Origin of the sequence: Asaia platycodi JCM 25414 (assembly GCF_000614545.1) — a bacterium.
GTDB classification, from domain to species: domain Bacteria; phylum Pseudomonadota; class Alphaproteobacteria; order Acetobacterales; family Acetobacteraceae; genus Asaia; species Asaia platycodi.
This window is the reverse complement of sequence record NZ_BAKW01000016.1, coordinates 23,559-45,137: the sequence shown is the minus strand read 5'-3', so window position 1 is coordinate 45,137 and position 21,579 is coordinate 23,559. Positions and strand designations below refer to the sequence as shown.

Below are 21,579 nucleotides of genomic sequence, written 5' to 3'. Positions count from 1 at the left end.
GAATAAGATAAAATGACTCTCATTTGCGTAGCCTCCCCCAAAGGCGGTGTAGGGAAAACAATGGTCGCAGCGCATCTTGCTGATGAGTTGCGACGCACTGGCCAGTCCAGTGTCATTGCTATCGATCTCGATCCGCAGAACGCATTGCGGCTGCATTTCGGAATTCCGATGGCGCTGCGTTATGGCCTGGTTAACAGCATCGAGGCGGGCCAGAGCTGGGATGATGCTGCCGTACGCAGTGCAAGCAATGTACTGGTGTACCCGTTTGGGTCTCAGTCCATTCACCTGCAGGCCGAGTTCGAGCACGCTGTCCGGCGTCACCCTCAGCTATTGTCGCACGAAATTGCGGCGCTGGCGGCGCTGCCGGACACGATCGTCATAGTTGATACGTCCCCCGGTTACTCGGTTGCCTTTTCAACCATTCTGCCACTTGCGGATATCGTGCTGACGGTCATGACACCTGAAGCATCGTGCATTTCGCTCATTCCCGAGATTCACTCCGCAAGTTGCTATGGGATCGAGCCGGGCCAGCCGGCTTCTTTTGTGCATCGCGTCGTCGTCAATCGGTTCGATCCGCTCAATCGGGTAAGCGCGATGGCAATGCCCAAGATCATTCGGCGTTTTGGCGGGATGTTACTCGGCACGATCTGCAGGGACGAGCATATCGGTGAGGCTTTTGCCAGCCAGAAACTTGTCCAGCAATACGCCCCGTATTCACGCGCTGCAGTCGATATCGAGGCCGTGGGAACAGGATTGATCCAGACCGTCGAAAATCTCCACTAAGAACGGGGGCGGGAATGAAGCACGTCAGAAACGGTATCGCGGCCCTCGAAACCTGGGTCGACAGCGCCCATCTATCGCCGAGCCAGGCTCTCATGCGGTCGTTGCTGGTCGCTTTTGCGCTGCTATGCGTCATTCTGGCGGCGTTCGTTCATCTCAATCTGGCAGGGCAGACCATTGTCTGTTTCGTCGGTATTGGCCTGTTTATCTTTGTAAATCGCTATCCTGGGCCGAGGGCGACGCTTGTTCTGAAAGGTCTGTCAGTCATTGTTTCGCTGCGTTATCTAAGCTGCGTCTCACCGAAACATTGAACTTCAGTTCCTGGACGCAATCGGTTCTGGGCACGGTTCTCGTGACGGCAGAGATCTATGCTTTCATGATGCTCATTTTGAGCTATTTCCAGTCTCTCCATCCGCTGCGACGTCAGGTCGTCCCGCTTCCGCCGGATACGTCGCTTTGGCCGAGTGTCGACATCTACATCCCGACTTATAATGAAGAGCTCAGGATTGTAAGACAGACCGTGTTGGCAGCATTGGGGCTGGATTGGCCGAGCGACAAGATCAACGTCTATCTACTGGACGACGGACATCGCGAAAAGTTTCGAGAATTTGCAGAGTCCTGCGGCGCGGGTTACATCGCCAGGTCCGAGCATAATCATGCCAAGCTGGTAATCTCAACCATGCCATGACCCTGACGAAGGGTGAACTCATTGCCATCTTCGATTGCGATCATATTGCCAAGCGCACTTTCCTCCAGGAGACTGTCGGCCCGTTCCTGACTGAGTCCCGCCTCGCTCTCATTCAGACGCCACATCATTTCTATTCCCCAGATCCATTTCAGCGGAATTTCTCTCACGGCGCCTTCGTGCCGCCGGAGGGTAATCTTTTCTACGGCTTGATTCAGGATGGGAATGATTTCTGGAACGCTACGTTTTTTTGCGGTTCGTGCGCAGTCATCCGACGCACGGCGCTTCAGGAAGTCGGTGGCGTCGCTGTTGAAACCGTTACCGAAGACATGCATACGGCGCTGAAACTTCAGCGCAAGGGGTGGTCGACCGCCTATCTTGCCAAACCGCTTGCAGCCGGGCTGGCGACTGAGCGTCTCATTCTCCACGTCGGCCAGCGTATGCGCTGGGCGCGCGGCATGTTGCAGATCTTCCGACTGGATAATCCCCTGTTCGGGCCGGGCCTCAACTTCGCTCAGCGTCTTTGCTATTTTTCTGCCATTGCAAGCTTCCTGTTCGCAATTCCGCGGCTTATCTTTCTTACATCGCCCATCGCCTATCTGATCTTCAATCAGACCCTGATAGACGCGTCGCCTTTCGCAATTGCCATTTATGCAATGCCTCATCTGATCCATAGCGTTCTTACCTCCGCAAGAACGAATCGTAACTGGCGATATTCTCTCTGGAGCGAAGTTTACGAGACGACACTCGCACCGTTCCTCGCGCGCGTGACCGTCATGACGCTCATTTTTCCGCGCCGCGGAAAATTCAACGTCACCGAAAAAGGTGGAATTCTGGACAGATCCTATCTCGACTGGGGGGCGATCTATCCCAATTTCTATCTCGCGATCATTCTCCTGGGGACACTCGGCATCGGCGCATTCCGTTTACTGCACAATCATAACGATTATATCGTTACGAACGCCCTGTTGATGAACATCGTCTGGATCTCGATCAGTATCGTTATCGTACTCGCCGCAATTTCTATCGGACGAGAGTCGATGCAGATCCGCAATACGCCACGCGTCGATATGATAATTCCTGTAACCGTCCGATCGGCCGATGGGCGCCTCTTCGAATATACGAGTGAAAACATGTCTTTTGGTGGCTGCCTTCTGCACGGAAACGCGTCTGATACCGGCTTCACGAAAGGAGCCCCTGTCTCCGTATTTGTTCGTGACAGAAGCGAAACGTACAGCCTCCCTGCTCAGATTATCCGGTGCACCGACACTGGCATTCTCGCCTTGAGCTGGGCCGCGACGTCGATTTTGCAGGAAGCGCAGATCGTGCGTGTCATCTTCGGGCGACGTGACGCGTGGGCCAGCTGGGCCGATTATAAGCCGGACAGTCTGCCACGCTCGATTGGTCTCATTCTGCACAGCATCGTGGGGCTTCTCAATCCAAAAACATTCAAGCAGAAGAGGCCCAACATCGCGCTCAAGCCTCGGGTCATCCAGCCGGTCCCACAAAAGACCGCCGTCGTGGTCAAGCCCAATATCGGTATCATGCGCGCTGCACCGCTATTTCTGGTCGCCTCCCTGTCTCTCTGGTCTACGTCTGCATTTGCACAGACGAACCCCGCTGAGATGCCGTTACCCGGCGCGCTTGCCCCTGTTCCTGCGCCCAAATCATCAGTTTCGGTAGCATCGCCTGAAACGCGCTTGCCTACCGCACCAGCACAGACACAAGGTGCTGCACCTGCGGTTGCCGCCACTTCGACGGGTGCAATGCCTTCGGCAAACACAGCGGTTCCCGCGACTACGTCGGACGCAGCTTCCGCACCCGCACTTCCAGCGCATGAAGAGCTGGAGAGCGCTCACACGACGTCCTGGAGCTTCACCCAGCTCGGCAGTGCCGATACGCTGATCATGACACCGTGGATTCCGATTCAGGGCCTCAATTTCGGTGTGGCGCCCTCTGAGGTCGTGACAGGAGCGACCCTGTCTCTCTACGGCGCCTTGTCACCCGACATGTTGCCTGCTGGTAGCGGTGTAACGATCTTCCTGAACGACCAGTTCATCGGTGTTGTGCATCCCGACAGGGACAAGCCGCAATTCGGACCGATGACATTTCAGGTCAACCCGCTGTTCTTCAGAGAACATAACGTTCTGACCTTCCATTTCGCCGGGCAGTACACCCTCAGCTGCGGCGATCAGACGAGTGCCGTCCTCTGGGCCAAGATCCTCGGACAGTCGAGCCTCTCCATCACCTCGGCTCCTCTGCCTCCCTCGCGTGACCTGGCCAGCCTCCCGGCGCCTTTCTTCAACGAGGCTGTGCTCACGCCTGCGCGTGTGCCATTCGTTCTCGCGCAGCAGAGCAACACCCATACATTGGAAGCAGCCGCCGTGCTCTCGTCCTGGTTTGGGTCACTCAGCAGCTATCGTGGCGCTAGCTTTCCGGTCATGAGGCAGATGCCACCCTCGGGAAACGCAATTCTCGTTGGACCTTCCACTGTGCTTGGAGACTACCTTGCCGGGCAGGCGTCGATTTCCGGTCCGACGGTTATGGAGACGGTCAATCCCAACGACCCGTTCGGTGCCGTGCTGATCGTTACGGGACGAACCGACGACGAAGTTTCGGCTGCTGCACGCTCGGTCGTCTTCGGCAGCAACGGCTTTCCTCATGGCTCACGCATCCTCGCCCCCCCCGTGACGCTGGCATCACGCAAGGCATACGACGCGCCGGGCTTTCTCACACGCAGTCAGCCCGTACGTATTGGGGATCTGGTCTCGCTCTCGGTTCTGCAGGGCTATGGTTATGTGCCGGGCACAATTTCGGTCCCGTTCCGTACGACGCCGGATATCTATACCTGGCGCGACCACCCTCTGAGCCTTCATTTCAAGGTGCGTGGCCCACTGGGAACCGAAGTTGACAGAAAACGCTCCCATGTCGATGTGAGCGTGAACGGGATCTATCTGAAAAGCGTCTCTCTCGCGCCGCCATCCGATTTGCCCGACTTGCTGAGACGCTTCTGGCCAGATTCCTCACGATCGCAATCTGCCAGTGTCTCCATTCCTCCCTGGGCACTGTACGGTGCCAATACGCTTGGCTTCTACCTTGAGGGACGCCCGATCGGTCGTCGTGATTGCAGTGGCATGACGCAGGATCTGCGCATGAGCATCGATCCTGATTCGACGATCGATCTGACGCGAGCCTATCACTACACGCAGCTGCCAAACCTGGCCTATTTCGCGAATTCCGGCTTTCCGTTCACCCGCATGGCTGACCTTTCTGACACGGCGGTTGTTCTGCCCGCCACACAGCTCGAAGGGACGGAAAGTGCCTTTCTCGACCTGATGGGCATGATAGGGGCCATTACGCAATACCCGGTCTCAGGGGTGAGCGTGCTGCATAGCGATGCCGTGAGCGAGACCGAGATGCGTAACCTCATCGTGATGGACACAGGGGCTTCGTCGTCTGCTGTCGAGCGTTTCCTGCGTGGTACGCCATACAGCTTCAACGGCTCCACCCTGAATTATGCCAGCTCTGCCTTTCTGGAGCCGTTCCGCCTTATTTCCCGTAGCCTGAGCGAGAATTCGACGGGGGGCACCGAGGCGGCACTGCACAGTCTCCGTGCTACTACCTCACTTGGCGATGGTGGCGTTCTGATCGAGCGGCGTTCGCCCTTTTCAAGCGACGCAACCATGCTCCTGATGCTCAGCGAAAATCCGCAAGGGCTCGAACGTCTGATCCAGACAATGCGTGATCCGAAAATGCAGCCTATGATCCAGGGCGATCTTTCCCTGCTCAACGCAAACCATGTTCTCGCAACGCGGAATCTGCCGACCTATGCCGTGGGATCACTGCCTTTCTGGTTCTGGCCAGACCTTTATCTGGGTAATCATCCCTTCAGGGTCATCCTGCTCGCTGTGGTGGGCGTCGGCCTCGGCGTTCTGATTCTCTTCCGCATCCTGACTGCTCATGCCAGACGTCGTGCCAAGGAGCTGCGCCGTGACAAATAAGAGAAGCAGACAGTCCAGAGTCGCGCTTCCGGTTATAGTATGCGCGATGTCCATACCGGGTTATGCAGCGGCGCAAACGGTTCAGAGCGGCGCAGCGACGGGGCAGGGCGTTCAGACGTCACCGCCACTCCTGCAGGCTCTGGATGCCAATCGTATCCTGCCCGCGGTCATCAAGCGGGCACGATACTGGTTCGACCATGGCCGAACGGACGATGCGCGCATCGCGCTCAACCAGGCGCTTCAGCTTGCTCCCAACAACCCGGATGTCCTTGCGCTACAGGGGCAAATGAGCCTGCGCGACGGCGACATTTCCGGCGCGCGCAAGTTCATGAAGCAGATCCGGGATCAGGGAGGTGACCCTGATGCCGGCAGGCTGCTGGATATGGATCTGCAGTCTCGTGCCGCGCCCGGCTCCGACATTCAAAATGCGCGAGAGCTGGCCCGCAAAGGGGCCACCTCCCAGGCTGCTGCAGTTTACATGCGGGCGTTTCCTGACCGCCCGCCGGCTCTTTATGCGCTGGAATATTACCGTACGCTCGCCGGCGTGCCTGACCAGCGCGCCAAAGCACAGCAGGGTCTTGCCAAGCTTGTCATGGGCTCGCCGGACAATATTGAATATCAGATCGCTTACGCGCAGTCGCTGGTGTGGGATGAGAAGACCCGCGTCGCGGGTATCAAGCGTTTTGAAGCCTTGAGCAAAATACCCGGGCTTAACGAAGAACAGAAGCAGGAAATCGGCCGGACGACACGTCAATCGGTGCTTTGGCTACCGCCTACTACCGCGTCCGATCCGATCATCAGCGGCTATCTGGCCGCGCATCCTGAAGACAAGGATGTGCAGGCGCTGCACGGGCGTGAGATCTCCGGCACTCTGCGGCCGGAAGAACTCGCTCGACAAAAGGGCTGGGACGCTTTGCGCGCAAATAACCTCTCGAGCGCAGAAATGTCGTTCAGGCAGGCGCTCACGCTTTCGCCTAATGATGCCGACACGCTCGGTGGCCTGGGTGTGACATTGCTGCGTCTTAAACGTGATAATGAGGCCAAAACCTTCCTGAGTCGTGCCATTGCGGCAGATCCTGCCTCTGCTGAGCGCTGGCGTGCCGCGTCGTCCGGCGCTGTGCTGAGCGACACTTACGCAAAGGCGAACTATCTCTTTGGTAAGGAACGTTACGCCGAGACGCTTGCGCTCATCAATCCACTGATCGCCCAGTCACCCAAGCAGAGCTGGCTGAGAGCCATGCGGGCCGACATTCTGGCGCGGACGGGTCGCCGTCAGGAGGCGATAGACGCTTACAGAACCCTTTTGACCGAGCAGCCCCGTAGCGTCTCTTATCGTGAGCGCCTCGTGCATGCGCTGATGGATGAGCACGAATTTGCCGAAGCGCGAACGGTACTTGAGCAAAGTCCTGTCTCAAATGCACAACTCACAGCATTGCTTTTTGAAGCCGAGGCAGCGCAGGCCCCCTCTCAAGCTGAACGGCTGACCATTCTACAGCGCGCCGATCAGGAGAACGCGCTCTCGACATGGTCCCGTCTGCACTATGCTCAGGCACTGCTAACGGAAAATCGTCGCTCTGATGCCGAGCAGGTCATGGCGCCACTTATGCAGCTGCATCACCTCATGATCCTGGCGCGATTCAGGCGGCCCTTTTCTTTGCCGCACAGACGGGAGACGACGCTTCGATACGGCGACTTCAGCCGCTTTTGCCGCCTGCGGCCATGACGCCCGAGCTTCGTACAGCGCTTCGTTCCGCGGCTTTTCGGGATGATGTCGCGAACGCGCCGTCTGATCGGGATTCGGCGCGTTTTTATTTTGCTCATCTTCTCGATGCTGATGATGAAGACGGCACCCTGGCGCGCAGGCGGCTACTGCGCTCTACGACAAGGGTGATACTTCTGGTGCTTCACAGCTTCTGGACATGCAGCTTGCTCGGCTAAGGGGGCGTCTGACCCCGTCGCAGAAACTGGCTTATGCATCTGCTTTTCTGCATATGCGTGACCTCGAGCGCGCACGACGACTGGCAGCATCAGCCAGAGCCACGACGCTTAGCCCGGAGCAGGAAGCTGTTCTCGCCCGGCTCGACACAGGACTTGCCGTTGCTACCTCGGATCATCTGAATGAGCGCGGTAATCGTGCTCGTGCCTATGAGGCACTGGCACCAGCCCTCAACAGCAGCAACCCACCCGCGGCAGCCAATCTTGCACTGGCACGGCTCTACAGCTCCGGCGGTCAGTATGCCCAGGCCTATCAAATCAATCTCAAGGCTGTTCAGCATGATCCTACCGATCTCGATGCGCGTCTGGCGCTTATCGAGACGACCATCTCCATGCATCGCTACTCAGAGGCGAGTGGCTACCTGCAACAGATGAACGCAATCGCCCCAACGGACCCCCGCAGCTGGTATGCGGCCGCTGAACTTGACCGGGCGCGGGGCAATACGCGCGCCGCCGTTCGTGAACTGGCCCAGGCACGTCTGCTGCGCATGGAACAGATCAGCCCGAACCGTAACGGGCAGTATCAGCGCGCCAATCCTTTTGCCGCCGAAGACGTGACGCTTGCGTCGGATGTCGCAGATCCGATGATTCAACGTATGGATGCCGACCTCAATCAGATTACCGATGCCATGGCGGCATCGGTAAACATTTCTCCGGGCATCGATACGCGATCGGGCTCCGGCCTTAACGGGTTGAGTAATGTAACCGCGGAGATGTCAGGCAAGCTGCCTGTCGGCGGGGGGCATATTACCCTGGGGGCCACCCCGACATTCCTGAGCAGTCGTTCCTATAACTCGGGCGATGTCAACGGGCCGCGCTATATCGGCTATAATCCGCTCAGCGAAATTCAGGGGGGAGCAATCAACCAGAGCAGCTCGTTCAACGCTACAGGTGTTGCGCTCAGCGCGGCCTATGACTGGCACTGGCTCAATCTGGACGTCGGATCTTCACCACTCGGTTTCGCCGTCAGCAATTTCCTTGGCGGTGTCAAGGTGGCGCCACAGATCGCGCATAATACGATCCTGAGCGTCGGGGTTGAACGCCGAAGCGTGGAAGACAGCATTCTTTCCTATAGCGGGCTCAAGGATGCAAATGGGGCAACCTGGGGCGGCGTAACGCGCAATCGCGTCTATGCCCAGCTGGCCTATGGAAATTCAAACGCCTCCTTCTACGTTCGTGGCGGCGGCTCGTATCTCACCGGGCGCAATACTAAGAGCAACACCGGCTACGAAGCGGGTGCGGGTGGACAGGTCAAGGTATGGGATTACGGCAAGCAAAACGTGCATGTCGGCATGGATCTGACCTGGTTCGGATATGACCGAAACGAGTATGCTTTCAGCTTCGGCAATGGTGGCTATTTCTCGCCTCAGAACTTTCTTGCCTTCACCTTTCCGGTCACCTATGCCGGGTCTTACAAGCAGGTCGACTGGCGCGTGATTGGTCGCGCAGGCTATCAGACCTACCACTCCAACCGCGCCGAAACCTTTCCGAACAACAGTCAGGACCAGGCCCTGCTTGCCAATATCGCGCCGCTCTATGCTTACCAGTCAGGCAATTCAGCCAATGGCCTGACCGGTGGCGTCTACGGTGCCGTGGATTATCGCATGACACCCAACCTCAAGCTCAGCCTGAATGCGGATTATCAGCGCGCTGGGCCTTGGAACGAAGTCAGAGCATTTGTCGCTGCCAAATACAGCTTTCTGGGGACGAAATGACCGCGCCTGATTATTCTCTCTTTTTACACGCTCTCGCGACTGAACTCGATGTCCAGGCAGGACCGGAGGAGCGCGACGCGCTTCTTCACAGCGTCGGCCATCGTCTCTCGACACGCCTGCCGCTTCCGGCTTGCGAAACGACCGAGGATTTCGAACTCGAGTGCAATGCCCTTTTGTCCATGATGGGCTGGGGGCAGGCTGCGCTGCGGCTCTCACAAGAAAAGCGCAACCTGTTTCTCGAGATCAGCGATGCCCCGCGGATTGGCTCGCTTGGCAGCCCTTCCGGCCAGTGGTTCGCGGCGTTCTACGCCGGTCTATTCACGGGCTGGTTCCTGCAAACCGGCGAGGTCATCACCCTGCGTCTCGACCGTGATCTTTCCTCACTCGACAAACTCGTCTTTCTGGCCGCGCAGGATGGTGCAGGCGCCTGAAGTCGAGCCACTCACTCTTAACCTGTTCTCACCTTGAGAAGGAAGGTCTCTCCGATGCGGCGTCGCGAGGCGTGAGCACGGAAAGGCCTGCCATTGCCGGAAAGCAGCTCGATGATCGAGCGTGCGCCCGGTTGATATTGCCCCCGTTTCGTACGGCTGCCCGGCATTGATGGTCCGTTAACTGGGGGCAGAGAAGGGGGGCTTTAACCCTTCAAGCAATGCGCGTGCTCCCGTTGGATAAGATGATGCCACTTTCCTCGCTGACTGAAGGCCGGTCGATATGCCATGGGTAGGACAGTGAACGCCGCAAAGAAACCTGGGAAAGCGCGTAAGCCTGGTCCGCATGGTCGCACCATCAACATGATAGGCAGATATGTCGCCAGCTTGTCTTTTTCCGCCTCATTCCAGTGATAGACCACGTGCTTTAGAATAAGGCGACATCACAGACGCGCCGCGGACCAGCCCTGGCTGAAAAGGCGTAAGCGATACGATTGTAGTTAGCGTGTACGCTTTCGATCATCGCGTTGACACGTTGGTTTCTAACACAGTCATGAAGCGCAAGGGCCGCAACTTCGTAAACAGGCGAGGCAGACCTGGCCGTTTACCAAAATGACCGCCCAAGCTGGTAACGGCTCTGGATTCAAGGGATCAAAGCATTGCGCCTCATCATTTTCAGTACGCTGTTCCTCGTTACCATTGCTAACTGGCTCTGGCCTTTGCCACTGTCACTACCAACCCGTGGCGTCGCGGCGCTGCTCATCATCGGAGCGGCACTCTATCATCAATGGTGTCGTCTCTCCTCCGGCTCCGTTCTCGTGCCGGAAATGCCCAGATCTCTCGTGATCCTTTTCAACTGGGCGTTCGGCGCACTGCTTTTTCTCACGGTGCTGCAACTGGCCGTCGATCTGGCAGCCTTGCTCATGGCGCTGATCTCCTGGCACCCCATACGCATCGGTACGGTGACGAGGATCGCAATTGGTGGCGTGGCCGCCGCACTGTCAGCATGGGGTGTGCGTAATGCGCTCATCGTGCCGCCCATACGCGATATAGAAGTTACCTTGCAGGGCCTCGCCCCGGCTTTCGACGGCTATATGCTGATCCAGCTGAGCGATCTGCATATCACAACGCTCTTCCCTTCACGCTGGGTGTCCGCCGTCGTCGCGCGGGCCAATGCAGCCGGGGCCGATATGATCGTCGTCACAGGCGATTTCATCGATGGGTCCGTATCAATGCGACGTGGCGATATTGCACCTCTCTCAAATCTGAGCGCCCGTGACGGCGTCTATGCCATTCCCGGCAATCACGAATATGTTTTTGACTACCAGGAGTGGATGCGCGCGCTAGAAGCACTCGGTTTCGACATGCTTCTTAATCGCCATATCGTTGTGAGACGCGGTAACGCGGCGCTGGTTGTCGCAGGGGTCACCGACAGAGCTGCTGGTCGCCACAACGAGCCTGTTCCGGATCTCGAAGCTGCGCTTGAAGGATGCCCACAAAACGCCCCGGTCGTGCTGCTGGACCACCAACCGACAAGGCGCGGGAGGCCGCGACGTGCGGCGTCGGTCTTCAGCTTTCTGGCCATACGCATGGTGGGATGATCTGGGGGCTGGATCGCCTCGTGGCACGTGCCAATCAAGGGTTTGTGTCAGGCCGCTATCGACTGGGTAGCATGACGCTCCATGTGAGCAATGGTACGGGATTATGGCCTGGCTTTGCCCTGCGCCTGGGTTGCCCTTCAGAGATCACGCGGGTTTGCCTGCGCACTCCTTCCCGGAACCAAGCCTGAAAACCCATATTTCAGCATGTACAAGACGTACATAAGTCGGACGCTCATAGACTGAGATGTCCTCAAATTCGTTTGTCTCAGCGTCCAATGGGACTGCCCTTCGAGCAGATAGTTTCTTTGAGCCATTTTCATCTAGACAGCGCGGATGCCCGGGCTTGTAGGGAAACGCACTCGGTCATGTCGGTTGCTCGGGCCGCTATAAGCTCAGGCGCGCAGAAAGCGCGGTCACTTATACCGAGATTTAGATCCTGCAATTACATCCGAACAGGCAGAGAAAGCGTGAGCGGATAGAGTGACCCGTGCGAAAGCACCGCTCTCCAGCCATTCAGTCAGGCCAGGTCCTCGGCTAGAGCCTCGTGACGTGGGCGTCAGTAAAGAGCAAATCAGGAGTTTATCGCCGTCTGGTGTGCGACAGGCCGGACTCATCGTGCGGCGCGGTCAGGTGGGCATCGCCTGTTGCTCGGGGGAAGTAAGTCCCGAAATTCCCCTTCGGGCTCGGATAACCGTACCCCAAACTCTCACGTCAGCATAAATGACTTCCAGTCTTTATTCGGTTCCAGGGCTACCCAGCGGAGCCTCCGATAACGCTGCCTTTGTCAGGAGCGTCTGACATAAGAGCTTGCGAATCGAAACGCAGACTAATATGATCTGCGTTATGGCATTGTATGGCGCAAGCACCGAATATGTTCTTCACAGCCTGATCTGGCTTGTCGAGAAAACCGAACCTGTCAGCAGTCTCGACCTGGCCGAGCTGCAGGACATCCCAGGAGCATTCATGGCAAAGCTTATGCCGAAGCTGGAAAAGGCGGGCATCCTCATCGCTTCCGACGGCTTGCGGGGTGGGTACAGCCTTGCCAGGCCCGCTCATGAGATCACTATCCTCTCAGTGGTGGATGCAATCGAGGGGCGGAAGAATCTCTTCAATTGTCAGGAAATCCGTGGGCGCTGCGCGCTTTTTTCGGACGAGCCGCCACGTTGGGCAACCCAGGGTGTTTGCGGCATCCATGCTGCCATGCTGCGAGCCGAACAAGCCATGAGGCATGAACTGGCGCAGACCACACTCGCCGATCTGGCGGGGCTGGTTCGCGATAAGGCACCGCCGCAATTCATCGACGATGCGCAATCATGGTTCGAACAACGCCTCGAAACGCGGCGCGTCGGCGCAGTCAGAAAAAACAAATCGCTTAGAAAAAAAAAACGATATCTGGAGGCAATCATGAATAAATTTCTCTACGCTGCAGCGAGCCTGCTTTTTATAGCGGGCGCTTCTGCTCGTGCCGAGACCAAGGTGACGCCCCTCATGTCGCACGAGCTTGCCGGAATTCCGGGCAAGGAAGGTGCAATGCTCGTTGTCGATTACCCTCCTGGTGGCAGCGATCCGATCCATCGTCATAATGCGTCGGTTTTTGTTTACGTACTTGAAGGCAAGATCGTCATGCAGGTTCGTGGCCAGGAACAGGTGACGCTGGGCAAAGGACAGGTCTTTTTCGAAGGTCCAGATGACGTACATCTTGTTGGTCGCAATGCAAGTCGGACCGAGCCTGCCAAGTTTCTGGCCTTTTTCGTCAAGAACAGTGACACGCCTTTCGTCCTGCCTGCCAACCGTTAAAGGGTCTGCGTCATGAGAGTTTTTGTTGCAGGAGCAAGCGGCGCATTGGGCCGTCCGCTTGTGCGGCGTCTCGTTGAGTCTGGCTACGAGACTTACGGCTTGGCAAGCAAGCCCGAGAGCGCAAAGTATATAGCGAAACTGGGGGCCACGCCGGTTATCGGCAACGCCCTTGATCGCATGAGCGTCTTCGACGCTCTAAGTGAATCGCGGCCTGACTACGTTATCGACCAACTTACCTCGTTACCGTCCGATCCATCCGAAATGCCCGACCGCTTGCCGTTCGACCGGAAATTGCGGCTGGAGGGTGGAGAAAACCTGTTCGCTGCAGCTCAGGCGCACGGCGTCAGACGCTATGTGCAACAATCCTCGGGCTTCTATCTTGATGGAGAGAGCCAATTGGCGACAGAGCACTCCGCTCTGCGCGTTCAGGCACCGGGCCATATCGGTCAAAGCGCCAGAATGTATGCTGAACTTGAGCGGCGTGCTCTGAGTTCGGCCTCACTCGAGGCTGTCGCCCTGCGGTACGGTTTCTTTTACGGCCCCGGCACATGGTATTGGAATGAAGGCCCGTTGAGTGAGCGCATCAGAGGCGGTCAGTGTCCGATTTTCGGCGCCGGACGCGGCTCGTTCTCGTTCATTCATGTCGAGGATGCCGCAGATGCGACAATAGCCGCACTCTCAGCGCCTGCAGGTATCTATAACATTGTCGACGACCAGCCTGTGGCGGCCGCTATGTTTTTCGCCGCTTTCGCAAGCTGGCTTGGCGGACCGCCCCCGCAGTTGGTCGACACGGCGCAGACCCTTGAGCGCTATGGAGAAGAAGCTCTTTACTATCACAACGAACTTTCGGGATCTTCCAACTGGAAGGCGAAAGAGTTGTTGTCTCTCAAGACCCGGATCAGCCTTGGTATCCTGAGCGTCCGGAAACGGACGATCAGGGTAAAGACCCAGGCAGCGACCGCGCATAGCCAGTAAAACACTCGACCGCAGGCTGATGGCTTCGATGCGGGCGGATTTTATCCGCGCAAAAAGATCGTCTCCTAAGCTCAGCCTGCGGATCCGACCGTTCTGGCACCTCCCATTGACCATGCTCACGGAATCCGCACGACGATCAGGTCGGGTAGGGCAGGTCAGTACATCAGAAAGCTAGCGGTTCTACGCTTGAGACTGGCTATCAGGACGAAAAAATCAGTCTTTTGAAATGTTGACGCGGTGGTCGGGATCGCAGGCAAGCTGCCGTCAGCGTAGTTCTTCATCCTGCATCCACCACACAAAGCAGTTTCCGCACAAGGCTTCGGAAAATTCGGCCTTGAAGTCACAGCGGGTGACTTGGAAAACGACGTTAAATGAGACGGCATCGTCCAGTAGCTGCAAGTGGCCTGCGTGGCCATGCTGCAAGAAAACGCCTTCCTCAGGTGAGCGTCTGCAGTGTGCACTTGGACTCATCTGCGCTCACGCGCTGCTGGTGCTGCCTGCAGGCGTTTTCATGACCATCCACAACGCATGAGCGTCGCTCGAAAACTTCTCCACCTACGTCGTCGCGGGGGCTCTGGACGTCTTATGTCTGAGATGGACGTAAGTTCGGCTTAGCCCTCCTAAGAAAGACAAGCTTTTCTTGAGGGCAAGTAACGCCTAATTTCCGCGCATATCGGCAGACGGAAGAAACTGCACAATACCAAGACATCAGATACTTTCGGTCTACTCGGGTCTATATGTCATTATATTGCACCTTACGCGTCAGAAAATGAGTGTCGTTACTACACAGCAACTCTGGACGAAGACCGCTTGTCGGCAAATCATGGCTGGATAAACATATGTCTAACATTCAGAAATGGACCATAAAGCAATGGATTTTATCCAAGCCGGATGCCTTTCCATCCTCAAGGAACAATACACTGACCGGATATCAGGATTGTACGCTCAGGATCGATTTTGATAACAAGAAATATCAAATAGACTATCCTGATGGTCGGTCAGTTTCCGGAACGATACAGACCTTCCTTGAATATAAGACGTCCATGCCTGGCGTTTTCGGGTTCTTCGATACGAATAGCAAGACTCCAATCCTCTTCGGCACCACCTCACTCATCAACGGAACCTGGCCGATCAACAAGACACCGGTTGGTCAACGACGGCTTATGGTTGGTGACTCTCATGCCAGCACAGATTTGTGGGAGCAGACCGTGACTGCTTCGAAATACATCAAGGGTTTCGGAGCTTATTCGAGCCTGACTGGCTATACTCAAATTCCAAGTGGCACCCAGGTGCCCCCCATTTGTTATCTCTCCGGCACGCTTATCGCAACGCCAGCTGGCGAGAGGTCTATCGAAAGCCTCAATCCGGGCGATGAAATCATAGTTCTGCGTCACGGAAGCAACGCGATCGAACGACTGATATGGGTAGGACGAGGGGTCAAAAACGTAGCCACCGCCGAAAATGCGCCAGACGAAGCGGGTTATCCTATTTGTATCAGTAAAGATTCCCTCGGCTCAGGGGTTCCGTATCAAGACCTCTATGTGACGCCAGAACATTCAATGTATTTTGACGGCATGTTTGTGCCTGCAAGGATGCTCGTCAATAACGCAACAATATTTTACGATCGGACAATACAGAAATATAGTTACTTCCACATTGAAACCCAGGCGCACGATCTGATTTATGCAAACGGAGCGCTGAGTGAATCCTTCCTTGACACGGGGAACAGGGCGCTGATGCTCGGCCGCTCTCTCGAAGCCGGCGCCCCTATCGAGCGCAGAAATAAAACATGGAGCGATGCTTGCGCGCCTCTCTGCGTCGACAGTGCGATCGTCAAACCGCTTTGGGAGAAGTTTGCGGGACACGTCCCTCCAAAGGCGGCGCGCGCGGCGGTACCGGATTCATCTTCAGCGTTCATACTGAGAGACCAGAACGGCGTAGATTTTTATCCAATACGCTCCAAAGGCTCGACCTATATATTCTCCTTGAAGCATGGCGATGGCGTTTACACGATCGTATCATCCAGACACAGGCCCTGTGACATCGTTGGCCCGTTTATTGATGATCGCCGCTATCTCGGCCTATTGGTCTCAAGTATTATGGTGTGGGGGGAGAGTAAATCCTATACTATCGACCTTGATGATAACTCCGTCCATCATTGTGGGTGGCAGCGCCAGCACTCCAGTAATGAGTATTGGACAGATGGAAGTGCTCAATTCACAATTGATGGAGACCATGAGTCTTGCGTCATCTCGCTTCAGGCCGTGCCTTATCTGGAAACCATATGCCGCGAGCCTCGGAATTCGCCCCTAGTCGCCCGGCGCGCATAGGCCGCTGATCTCTGTTGACGCGGCTGACCTGAGTACGCGAGGAAGCAAGTGAAGCGGAGCCGATATTTATTTTAAGAGTCTTGTTGGTTCTGGTGGCGACACGTCATCAACTCAGGATCTCGCTGGACACGCGGTCACCGACCAGAACAAGACGACTGTTGAGCTTCTTTGTGCCAGCTCGGCAGATCAGTGTTTACACCGCAATCTCTGCTCTGCTGGACATCCTGCCCATGGCACGGTGGATGCTGGCTGGGTCAAGGATCTCTTAAGGGAAAGAGAGATCAGACCTCGCACTCTGGAGAGCTGATCCCGCGGTAAACCAGTAAGATACGACAAGCGAAAAGGCAAAAAGCGCGACCGCACTGAAATTATGTTTGTCCACTCGGGGACTGACGGTTGGTCGCGTCGCGCTATGACAGAACTCCGACAGTCTTATTCTCAACCATCTGACGCTCTGCGTCAGTCATCTCCAGGCTATGTTTCCTGGGCCAAAGCCACAATGGGCGATGCCAGTATATGAAGGGCTGAAGAGTATCATATCAATGATATCAAAGCCGAACGCCATCCCCGCGGTGATAGGTTTCCCGGTAATCTCGGTCTGGACAAGCGGGCTGAATTATTTTCTGACAGCGACGGTCGTCTTGAACAGCCGGTAGCGCGTGGCGCGCATGTTATGCAAACGGCTCATGACCGTTGAAGAAAGATTAGGTGTGAGACGTAGCGAGGCCTCTCTAGTGAGCCATATTACCTTCAGGATCGATGTTTTAAAAATTAAACTGACAAAAACGATATTAATATCTATGCTTGACAAGAATCACATACAAGGAATGTGGAATGGTCGAGCTGGTCATGAACCTGTTTCCCGCGCGCGCTGCCTCGCATCAGCGGGTCCTCAATACTGGCGGGCTGCTGCGGTTCTGCCGGCGCTACCTGACTGTTGCCATCCTTCTGGTGCTTTGGCAGGTCGGGGCGCAGGCGGGGATTATCCCGACACGCCTGCTCGCTTCGCCGGTTCAGATCGTGCATACGGCATGGTCGCTTACGCTCGACAAGACGCTCCCCCAAAATCTGCTCGTCTCACTCGGGCGGGCTGGGGCAGGGCTAGCGCTGGGCATCGCCGTGGGCATCGTGCTGGCGCTCGTTGCCGGGTTGTCGCGGCTCGGCGAAGACATCGTCGATGCCCCCATGCAGATGGCGCGCACCTTACCGGCCCTGGCTCTGGTACCGCTGTTCATTCTCTGGTTTGGCATCGGTGAACTCCCCAAGATCCTGCTTGTTGCGCTCGGCGTAAAATTCCCGGTCTATCTCAACCTCTACAAGGGCATACGTAGCATCGATCCCAAGCTGATCGAGTTGGCCAAGACCCTGCGTCTGTCACGCTGGAAAATCATCCGCGACATTATTTTCCCTGGTGCTCTGCCTGACCTGCTGGTCGGTATCCGCTTTGCCGTTGGTATTTCGTGGCTCATGCTTGTTGTGGCGGAGCAGGTCAACGCCGATAGCGGTATCGGCCACATGATGATGGACGCAGAAGACTTTCTGCGCACTGACATCATTCTCGTGGGGCTGGCAGTCTATGCCGTGCTCGGGCTTCTCTCAGACCAGATCGTGCGTCTGGCCGAAAGCCGCCTTCTCGCGTGGCGCGGTCGCGCTGCAGGGCGAGGAGGCGCAATTTGAAGAGCGCGAACCATTTATTGAAGCCTGAATTCGTTCCTGTCGGGAATGAGGTGAGCATTCGCCATTTCACACGGCGCTTCGGTGATACGACGGTCCTGAGGAACCTCAATCTTGATATTGCACCGGGGGAGTTTGTGGCGCTTCTCGGTCATAGCGGCTCGGGAAAAACAACCCTGCTGCGCGCACTGGCCGGTCTGGATACGGTGGAAGAGGGGGATATCGATCGACCTTCTGCCGTGTCTGTCGTCTTCCAGGAACACCGGCTTCTGCCGTGGAAAAACGTGGCTGACAACGCCACGCTCGGGCTCGAAGGCAAGGGATGGAACGCCCAGGCCGAAGCAATCCTCACTGAAGTCGGGTTGGGACACCGCCTCAAGGCATGGCCAGTCACGCTGTCAGGCGGTGAAGCCCAACGAGCCGCTTTGGCCCGTGCCCTCATTCGCGAGCCAAAACTGCTGATGCTCGACGAGCCGTTCGCGGCACTCGACGCACTGACCAGGCTGCGTATGCAAAAGCTTGTTCTTGATCTGTGGATGAAACATCACTGCGCAGTCCTTCTGGTCACACATGATGTGGACGAAGCGCTCGCGCTGGCGGATCGTGCTCTTGTTCTTGAGCGTGGCGAGATCAGCGCTGAGGTTGATATTCCTTTTGCACGGCCAAGACGTCACGCTGATCCCGCGTTCGAGGCGTTGCGGGAGCGTCTCCTTCATGCACTCGGAGTGACGTCCTGACCCCGAGATACCTTCAACGATAGGGGCTTATCGCAGGAAGAGACGGGATAAGTCCTGCCTTGCTGAGGCCTGTGGCAAGCGTCGTCTGTTCGTCGATCATCGGTTGTTCCATGGTGTGGAAACCGAAATTTCGTGTCGAAAGCGCATGGCTCACTGCGTCGCGCGCGAGCCCTGTCTCCTTGGCGAATAAGGCTGCTACCTGAGCTTTGTTGGCCATTGCCCACTCATCTGTCTGGGCAATGGCGGTTGAGACGGCAGCCACGATATGATGAGGTTGCTGCGCAAAGGCCTTGCTGATCAGGAAGAACTCGCGATTATTCACGATACCCTCGGCGGTGGTCAGAATGCGTGTCTGGTCGGTGAGCGCACTGGAGAGATAAGGGTCCCAGATTGCCCAGGCATCAATGTGACCATTTTCGAAGGCCGCACGGGCAGCGGGTGGGGTCAGATAGCTGACACGGACATCATGAAAACCCAGCCCGGCGCGCCGTAAAGCCTCAAGCAGAAACCAATGAACATTGGACCCGCGATTGAGCGCGATACGTTTACCTCGCAAATCCGCGATCTGCTTTATGGGGCTGTCCTTGGGCACGAGGATCGCTTCGGCATCAGGCGCAGGAGGTTCGTAGCCGAGATAGACCAGTCCGCCCGGCTGAGCAGCCTCTGCAAATACAGGCGGCGCATCGCCTGTCTGTCCTAGATCGATCGCCCCCGCTGCCAATGCCTGAAGCAATTGAGGGCCGGCAACAAACTCCGCCCAACTCACGGTTATTCCGAAAGAAGCCATGGCTTTCTCAAGCAGACCTAGATGCCTCGTAAGGATCAGCGTGCTGTAGCGCTGATACCCGACCCGCAACAAAGGAGCGGCTCGTCCTGATCTCGGAAGTAGGGCCGTAGCGCAGGCAGGGTCATCGCAGCGCGTCGCGTGAGGTGCATGGGGATTCTCCTGCCTGTTCTGAATCGAGATTGAACATATTCGATATAGTGCGCTGCATCTGTGACTTCGACAATGATCAGTTATTTGCAGGATGCCGCGCTATTCTGTCCAACCTTGCACCGCCGCTTTGCCATTCGCTCCTTGCGATAAGCCTTCGATTATCCGTTCGCCTTATTGGTCAATCGTCTGCGATCAATGAGTATATCTGTCTAGTCGGGCTGCCTAGTCAGGATAGACGAGAACTGATCGTTTGTTTGATTAAGCGTGCTGACCCATCGGATTTCACGGTTATCTAGTCAGCCTACGCCTTTTATGGCGTCCCGGAAGATTGAAAATATTGCTTGTATCCTCCCGCTTCATCATTCTCTCATTGGAAGGCACTTGTCGATTTTCTACCCTTTCATCGTTGGTGTGCCTATTTTGCGAGACAAATCTACGGATGAGATCTCGTCTGGATAGCCGGGGCAAGAACCGAGATATACCGCGCCAGCGTTGGAATCCGTGCACGGTAGGTGGCTGTATCATTGTGTGTGTTGATGACCAAGACGAAAAATTTAGTCTCGGTTTTCATGAGATCTAGGGAAATATCGTTATCAAGCGCATACGATCGACAACTGAACGATCATCATGACTTTGAATCAATAATGTGTGTTGCCGGTAGTTTAAAAGACGCCGAGAAAACTTTCGGATTACAGGCGCAGAGGCTGAAGCCACCCCATTGTGCTCTCAATTCTCTCTAAATCAGTCCGCATGTCAGCGGACCGCATAGTTAGCCAAAGCTGCCTGACCTTGCGAATTCGGACCCTGACGTGATGTTTCGGTCTTACGGTCCATTACGGTCTTCGAAGAAGCACCGTTCGACATAAAGATAGGGTCCGTTAAGCGATATCCTGCAGCGCTCCGTTATCGTCATGCCGTAAGACTGCTTCGCCACATTTTCAGCAGAGAGGGGGAAGACGAGGAGCAAGCCTACGATCCTGAGCGCAGCGCAATCGTATCAAGCGCTCTCAAGCTCAAGGTTGGCGATATCGCTGAGCAGAGCTGGTCCTTCGGGGGTCCATTCTAGCCGCTCCTGCGTTTTCAGACTGGAAGCGGTCATGTTTTTGGAGACAAATGCATAAAGCCATCCAAAATGAGACGCCGCGTCCTCTCTGGACAATGCGACCACCGGCAACTTTAGCCGCTTTCCGATGGCTTCGGCTATATCACGAACAGTCACGCCTTCTTCCGCTGTTGCGTGATAACGCATCCCGATAGCCTGGTTTTCCAGTGCAAGACGGAACAATTGTACTGTATCTGCCAGATGAGACGCAGACCATTGGCAAGCCTCATTCTCGATATAGGCCGATCGTCCCGATTGGACAGCAAGTTGCACAAGAAACGTAACGAGGCCTTGGCGAGACCTGTCGTGGATTTGCGACAGGCGTACCAGCGATACGCTCATATCCTGCTCAATCAAGTCCTGCGCCGCAATTTCGGAAATGACGCGAGGATTGCTATGCCGGGTGTTGAACACGTCTTCATCCGCTACCTTACCGGGGATCGCCTCCCCGAATAGGGTTGTGGACGTGATGACAAATGGACGTTTGGAACCTCTCAGCGCGTCGCCGAGAGCGTCAATCACGCGTCGATCCTGCTCGCAATTGGCAGCGTAGTTTGCAAAATTGTGGTCGAAAGCAGTGTGAATGACACCGTCACAATTTTCAGCGCCGATCCGCAGAGTGCGGAGCTCCTTTAAATCACCCATGTGAACATCTGCACCGGCGGCGATCAATCGTCGCGCGCCCTCGTCCGAACGCGTCAGACCCAGCACCTGATGTCCGGCATCGATAAGTTCCGAGACAAGTCTGGTACCTATGAACCCATTGGCACCCGTGAGAAAAACCCGCATTATCTCAATCTCCTGATTGTCTGACCTCCCTCA

At 56.2% G+C, this 21,579-nt stretch carries 15 protein-coding genes; 13 read left to right on the top strand and 2 right to left on the bottom strand.

Annotated features, from left to right (window positions below):
* Window positions 1-12: 12 nt before the first annotated feature.
* The 13 genes from JCM25414_RS11800 (at window position 13) to JCM25414_RS11740 (ending at window position 18,718) form a co-directional block, all read left to right on the top strand.
* A complete protein-coding gene (locus JCM25414_RS11800) occupies window positions 13-783 on the top strand; it encodes a cellulose synthase operon protein YhjQ/BcsQ (protein WP_025841777.1) in 771 nt (256 codons plus the stop codon).
* 14 nt (window positions 784-797) lie between these two features.
* Window positions 798-1,091 carry a hypothetical protein gene (locus JCM25414_RS23395; RefSeq protein ID WP_035443334.1) on the top strand — a complete coding sequence of 98 codons (294 nt, stop codon included), beginning with the start codon at window positions 798-800 and terminating at the stop codon, window positions 1,089-1,091.
* Window positions 1,088-1,468, top strand: coding sequence for a glycosyltransferase (locus tag JCM25414_RS26105; RefSeq protein WP_051535860.1), 381 nt, complete (start codon window positions 1,088-1,090; stop codon window positions 1,466-1,468). The genes JCM25414_RS23395 and JCM25414_RS26105 overlap by 4 nt, the downstream gene beginning before the upstream one ends.
* On the top strand, window positions 1,465-5,466 hold the full coding sequence (locus JCM25414_RS19765) for a cellulose biosynthesis cyclic di-GMP-binding regulatory protein BcsB (protein WP_051535859.1): 4,002 nt from the start codon (window positions 1,465-1,467) through the stop codon (window positions 5,464-5,466). Before JCM25414_RS26105 ends, JCM25414_RS19765 begins: the two co-directional genes overlap by 4 nt.
* Entirely contained in the window at window positions 5,456-7,189 is a 1,734-nt protein-coding gene (locus JCM25414_RS11790; protein ID WP_159101761.1) for a tetratricopeptide repeat protein, read from the top strand. The genes JCM25414_RS19765 and JCM25414_RS11790 overlap by 11 nt, the downstream gene beginning before the upstream one ends.
* A 268-nt stretch (window positions 7,190-7,457) precedes the next feature.
* Window positions 7,458-9,176, top strand: coding sequence for a cellulose synthase subunit BcsC-related outer membrane protein (locus JCM25414_RS11780; RefSeq protein WP_159101760.1), 1,719 nt, complete (start codon window positions 7,458-7,460; stop codon window positions 9,174-9,176).
* A complete protein-coding gene (gene bcsD, locus JCM25414_RS11775; RefSeq protein ID WP_025841773.1) occupies window positions 9,173-9,607 on the top strand; it encodes a cellulose biosynthesis protein BcsD in 435 nt (144 codons plus the stop codon). Before JCM25414_RS11780 ends, bcsD begins: the two co-directional genes overlap by 4 nt.
* Before the next feature lie 656 nt (window positions 9,608-10,263).
* Complete coding sequence (locus JCM25414_RS19760) at window positions 10,264-11,205, top strand: metallophosphoesterase (protein ID WP_369346057.1); 942 nt, start codon at window positions 10,264-10,266, stop codon at window positions 11,203-11,205.
* Between the two features lie 843 nt (window positions 11,206-12,048).
* Window positions 12,049-13,002, top strand: coding sequence for an Rrf2 family transcriptional regulator (locus tag JCM25414_RS25180; protein ID WP_025841772.1), 954 nt, complete (start codon window positions 12,049-12,051; stop codon window positions 13,000-13,002).
* 12 nt (window positions 13,003-13,014) lie between these two features.
* The gene (locus tag JCM25414_RS11760) at window positions 13,015-13,977 is read left to right on the top strand and encodes an NAD-dependent epimerase/dehydratase family protein (protein ID WP_025841771.1); all 963 of its coding nucleotides are present in this window, start codon (window positions 13,015-13,017) and stop codon (window positions 13,975-13,977) included.
* A gap of 839 nt (window positions 13,978-14,816) precedes the next feature.
* Window positions 14,817-16,307: a Hint domain-containing protein gene (locus tag JCM25414_RS21875; protein ID WP_025841770.1), complete on the top strand. Its 1,491-nt coding sequence runs from the start codon at window positions 14,817-14,819 to the stop codon at window positions 16,305-16,307.
* Between the two features lie 849 nt (window positions 16,308-17,156).
* A complete protein-coding gene (locus JCM25414_RS11745; RefSeq protein WP_199897633.1) occupies window positions 17,157-17,984 on the top strand; it encodes an ABC transporter permease in 828 nt (275 codons plus the stop codon).
* Window positions 17,985-18,034: 50 nt separating this feature from the next.
* Entirely contained in the window at window positions 18,035-18,718 is a 684-nt protein-coding gene (locus tag JCM25414_RS11740; RefSeq protein ID WP_242403539.1) for an ABC transporter ATP-binding protein, read from the top strand.
* Between the two features lie 13 nt (window positions 18,719-18,731).
* Here the strand turns inward: JCM25414_RS11740 and JCM25414_RS11735 are convergent, their stop codons facing one another.
* Together JCM25414_RS11735 and JCM25414_RS11730 are read right to left on the bottom strand one after the other, a co-directional pair.
* Window positions 18,732-19,574, bottom strand: coding sequence for an aliphatic sulfonate ABC transporter substrate-binding protein (locus tag JCM25414_RS11735; protein WP_242403547.1), 843 nt, complete (start codon window positions 19,572-19,574; stop codon window positions 18,732-18,734).
* 1,078 nt (window positions 19,575-20,652) lie between these two features.
* Window positions 20,653-21,546, bottom strand: a complete 894-nt coding sequence (locus tag JCM25414_RS11730) for an SDR family oxidoreductase (protein WP_025841766.1) — start codon at window positions 21,544-21,546, stop codon at window positions 20,653-20,655.
* Window positions 21,547-21,579: the final 33 nt, after the last annotated feature.